The organism is Stieleria sp. (genome assembly GCF_041595215.1).
GTDB classification, from domain to species: Bacteria; Planctomycetota; Planctomycetia; order Pirellulales; family Pirellulaceae; genus Stieleria; species Stieleria magnilauensis.
On sequence record NZ_JBFHKV010000655.1, the window covers coordinates 1 to 4,890 of the forward strand.

Genomic DNA, 4,890 nt, shown 5'->3' on the forward strand with positions numbered 1-4,890 from the left:
AAACCGGTGCGGCCACGTAAAAGCTCGTCAGCCGGGAACCTTCCGCCGCCATCTGATCGATTCGGGGTGTGCTGACGTGCTTGCCACCGAAGCAACTGAGGTCGCCATAGCCCTGGTCATCGGTGAAGATCACCACGAAATTTGGCTTGCGGTCGTCCGCCCGGACCGGTAGAGCAAACAGCCCGCTCAACGCTGCGATCACCAAGATGGGTAGGACGCTGGATTTCAAATTCAATGACATTTGATGTCTCTCTTTGGGCTGGTCATGATCGTCGCTCTACTTGGGTGTCCGCGGCGCGTTCAGCCATTGCTCAAGCTGATCCGTTAATGAGGCGACCAGATCAGGATGGTCGTCGATGATGTTTCGCTGCTCGTTGGGGTCGGCTTCCACGTCAAACAATTCCACCGGCTGTCCACGCAGTGCGAGCAGTTTCCATTTTCCCCGCATGGCGACTTCGGTGGCAAACGGTTTGGGTTTCGGATAGTGGCGTTGAAGGTGCTTGTACAGATCAAGCTGCCAGAACACGGTCCCCCTGGCGTCGACGCTCGGCGCAGGCCCGCCCTTGAGATGAGGCAACAGACTCATCCCATCGAGCGGCAATTCGCTTGGCAGTTCGACTCCGGCCGCATCGCAGAACGTCGGCAGCAGATCGTTGGTGTGGCCAAACGCGTCGGAAGTCTGACCACTTGGAATCGCCGCCGGCCACCGCACCACCATCGGCACACGAATTCCCCCGTCGTGCAAGTCTGTCTTGCCGCCCTTCAGTTCGCCGAGATAGCCTTCAAACGCTGCTCCGTTGTCGCTGGTGAAGAGCACGAGGGTGTTGTCCGCGATCCCCAATTCGTCGAGTTTTGCCAAAAGCAGACCGACTTTGGCGTCCATGTGTTCGACCATCGATCGGAAGCGATGCTGGTCATCGCTGATGCCGTCGGCCGCCGTGGCGGACCAGTGCGGCTCTGGAGCGGGCTCGTAGGGCTTGTGGGGAACGAGCCACCACAGATTGATGAAAAACGGTTTCTGGTCGGCCGAGAATTTCTCGATCAGCTCCATCGCATAATCGCCGTTTGCATCAGTCAAGTGTTTTGAATGATAGGTGTCGTCCTCGCCGACACGCAGATCGTTGCGCAGCAGCACCGTTCCGCCCTGTCGAAAGAGCGTTCGCTCGCGACCCATGCGACCGCGCAGGGGCTGCTGCTCGATTTGCGTCTGATAGAACTGGAACCCGTGCTGTCGCGGGCCAGGCTGATTGTCCAGCCGTCTTCCCTGCTGGTCGACATGCAGGCCACCGAGATGCCACTTGCCGACGTGTGCGGTGTTGTAGCCCGCGTCACTCAATAGTTCCGCCACCGTCGTCGCCGATTCAGGCAGCCACCGATTCACATCGTTGAAATGCTTCGTGATACCGAATCGCAGCGGATACCGACCGGTCAATACCGAAGCTCGCGTCGGCGAGCACACCGCTGATCCGGCGTAAAAACGCGTCAGCCGCGCCCCTTCGCTGGCGAGTCGATCGAGGTGCGGCGTCTTGACGGCGGGGCTGCCAAAACAAGACAGGTCTCCGTAGCCCAGGTCGTCTGCCAATAGCAGAATGATGTTGGGCTTCTCGCTCGCATGGGCCATACCGACCGAGCCGAACAGCGCAGACAGCAGCACCAGACAAGTGACGGTCGTGCGGACACAACCCAACCTCGACCTATTCATGACGTTCTCAACTCTCATTTCAGACTTTCTTTGCCAACGTGTCGTTTGATGTGAACCGGCTTAATCGAGGTGGGTGACGACGACGTAGTACGCGCCCAACTCACCGTCCTTGATTTCAAAATAGGGGGCGAGCTGATGCGAACCCTTTTTGAGTTCCGTGACGAAGCGGACTTCTTCGGCATCCGTCTCGACCGGCTTGCGGTCAAGATCCTTGCCGTCCAGTCGCAGCACACCGTGGGTCGCACCGACGGCAACTCCGGGCGTGGTGCGAAACGCCTTGGTGGCTCCTGGGACGTTGTCGCCGGCGGCAAGCGGTGCGTTGATCGCAGTTCCCGACTCGACCGGCCAGCGGCGGAGAGCGATTTGGTACTTGCCATCTTGGATCACCTTGACCGCCCAGTGGCCCTTGTGGACGAGTTCTTTGGAGTTCTGCAGTTCAATCGCCGCGCGGATCGATCCTTGGTGCCACGGGGGATAAATCTCCTGGATCCAGTCGTGGGCGGTCAGGCTGACAACGGGGTGTTCGGGATGGCCGAGGTAAATTTCGGTCGTTTGCGAGAACGTCGGTTCCAATTCCGCCCACCACTGTTCGTAAAACTCTCGCATCTTTGCGACGACTTCGGGGCGTTTCTTGGCGATGTTGTTCTTTTGTCCCGGGTCGGCGGCGATGTCGTACAACTCTTTGCCGTTGATCAGCCGATACTGTTGCGACATGACCGACGAACCCCGCCATTTGATCGGATCGCGAACGCGTTGCGAATCGCTGATGACAAAGCGTTCGGGCCAATCAACGTCTTGGGTCGGATCGAGCAAGCTGGCGATCGAGACGCCATCAAAGGTTACCGATTCAGGCTTTGGTACACCGGTCATGTCGAGCAACGTTGGGACGATGTCGACGGCGTGGGTGAGTTGGTCGACCTGATGCTGCTTGGTCAGGCCACCGGCCGGCCAATGCACAAAGAACGGCACGCGGTGGCCGCCGTCATACGGGCTTCCTTTGCCGGCACGCATTCCGGCATTGTAGATCTTTGCTCCGCTGGCCGTCCCGTTGTCCGTCGTGAAAATGAAGATGGTATTCTCAGCGATTCCGAGTTCTTCGATCAGCTCACGGGTCTTGCCAACATTGTCATCGATGTTGGTGATCATTCCGTAGAACGCGGCGATGTTGTCGGATTGGTCAGGATACAGATCGAGGTATTCCTGCGGGCAATGCAGCGGGCCGTGCGGTGCGTTGGTTGAAATGTAGGCAAAGAACGGTTGCTTCTGTTTCGCACACGAGCTGATGAAGTCGGAGGCCCGAGAAAAGAAGACGTCGGTGCAGAAGCCTTTGGCCGGAACGATTTCACCGTTGTGGAAGTAGGAGCCGTCGAAATAGGCGTTGTCCCAGAGGTCGGGCGTTTGGCCGACACCGCCGCCGCCGTGTCGAAAGACCTCGGTGAAACCACGGTCCTCCGGTCGATAGGGATAGTTGTCGCCGAGATGCCATTTCCCGAACATGCCCGTTTCGTAGCCGGCGTCGGCGAACATCTGGCCGACGGTGACTTCGTTTTCACGCAGCATCGAACGCCCCATGATGGTGTGCCAAACGCCGGTGCGGTTCGTCCAGTGGCCGGTCAGCAGCGAGCAACGCGTGGGGGAACACGTCGGGGCGACGTGGTAGTCCCGCAGACCGGAGCTTTCCGATGCCAACTTGTCGATGTTTGGCGTCTTGATAATCGGGTTCCCGGTGCATCCGAGGTCGCCGTAGCCCTGATCGTCCGACATGATCAGGATCACGTTCGGACGAGCGGCCTGGACCGCAGGGACGAGCCCCAATGACAACGTCGAAAGCAACGCAACAGCGAAACAGGCAATACCAGAGGTGTTCATCGTCTTCAATTCCGGAGGGGCAAACGTTTTCATGGGTGCTGGTTTTTGAATGGGTTGGGTGCGGGCGAGAGTCGTGGATCTTTGCTACGGAGTCGCGTGTTCGGTGTTGCGCAATCCGATTTGGGACAGGTCGATCGGGACGATGCCCATTTCCAGTGCGGGAGATCCCGGCTTGAATCGAAAGTCTCCGTTCTCCGGGTCGACGAACATCGGGTCCGTCGCCCGACTGTTGGCGTCCACTCCATCACCTTGCTGTTTTTTCAGCATCTGTTTCGCCAGTTCCGGATCGGTCGAGCTGTAGTAGATGTTGAAATCGGTATCGGCATCCTTCGCTCGCGCCAGTTGCCGCCCTCTGCTGTCCTCGGTCTTGCGTCCTTTCCCAGGAGCCAATTCATCGATGAAGACCGTTTCGTTGCCCATGGAATAAAAGATGTTTCGCTTGATCACGGCACCGTCCATCGGCCCTTCTCGCAACGACAGGTAGTAGCCTCGGGGCGGCGAGAGGATGTCGGCCACGATGTTGTTTTCGGCGCGATTGTTCAGTTTTAAAATGATCCCCTGCGCCATGCACTTGTAGATCAGGTTTTCCGCGATCAGCGTGTCACGCTGGCCACCGTCGGTGCGAATCGCTGCCTGCATCAGCATCGGGGTCACCAAGTGGTGGATGTAGTTGCGGCGGATCACATTCCCGGCACCCGCGCCGCGAATGTAGATTCCGTTGCCGTCGCCCATGGTTTCCATCACGTGATGAATCTCGTTGGACTCGATCGTGTTGTCACGAGAGTGAAGGAAGGGGCGAACATCGTCGAGCGTCGGATTGCGAGGCACGTCACCGACTTCGTGCTTTCGGATGGTTCGACAAAGCTCTCGTCCGTTTCTGTCGAAGAAGTGGGACATGAAACCAGAGACGATGATTCCACAGTACGGCATGTCGTGAATCAGGTTGTTCGCCACGCGATTGTTGCCGCTTTGCCAGACCATGATTCCGGGCGAATGCAGGTAGATGCGTCCCAGGTGATGGATGTGATTGTTGAACACGAGGTTGTTGCGATTGACATCCTTGGTGCCCGGACCGTAGCCGCAAAGCAAGATGCCGGCTCCTCCCATGTGCTCGATATGGTTGCCGGAGATTTTGTTTTCCTGGCCGTGCAGGTCCACGCGGATCGCACCGCTGCCGCTATGGGCAAAACGACAGTTTTCGATCATGCAGTTCTCGGCGCCGCGAAGACGAACCAACGCGTTGGCCTTGTCATGCATGTCCCAATCGTGTTGCAGTCCCGCATCGTCAGCGGTTAGCTGATAGCGTTCGCCGTGCATGA

At 58.2% G+C, this 4,890-nt stretch carries 4 protein-coding genes; all 4 read right to left on the reverse strand.

The genetic code is table 11. The features are described 5' to 3' along the window. On the reverse strand, positions 1–241 hold a 241-nt coding region (locus ABX749_RS21880), incomplete at its 3' end, for a sulfatase-like hydrolase/transferase (RefSeq protein ID WP_372897855.1). 36 nt (positions 242–277) lie between these two features. Next, the gene (locus ABX749_RS21885; protein ID WP_372897856.1) at positions 278–1,702 is read right to left on the reverse strand and encodes a sulfatase; all 1,425 of its coding nucleotides are present in this window, start codon (positions 1,700–1,702) and stop codon (positions 278–280) included. 60 nt (positions 1,703–1,762) lie between these two features. Then, entirely contained in the window at positions 1,763–3,604 is a 1,842-nt protein-coding gene (locus ABX749_RS21890; RefSeq protein ID WP_372897857.1) for an arylsulfatase, read from the reverse strand. A gap of 51 nt (positions 3,605–3,655) precedes the next feature. Beyond that, the coding region (locus ABX749_RS21895) for a right-handed parallel beta-helix repeat-containing protein (RefSeq protein ID WP_372897858.1) at positions 3,656–4,890 on the reverse strand (1,235 nt) is incomplete at its 5' end.

Excerpts from the sequence above, each read along its gene's own strand:
- ABX749_RS21885 (WP_372897856.1), bottom strand. The coding sequence starts at position 1,702 with ATGAATAGGTCGAGGTTGGGTTGTGTCCGCACGACCGTCACTTGTCTG.
- ABX749_RS21890 (WP_372897857.1), bottom strand. The coding sequence starts at position 3,604 with ATGAAAACGTTTGCCCCTCCGGAATTGAAGACGATGAACACCTCTGGT.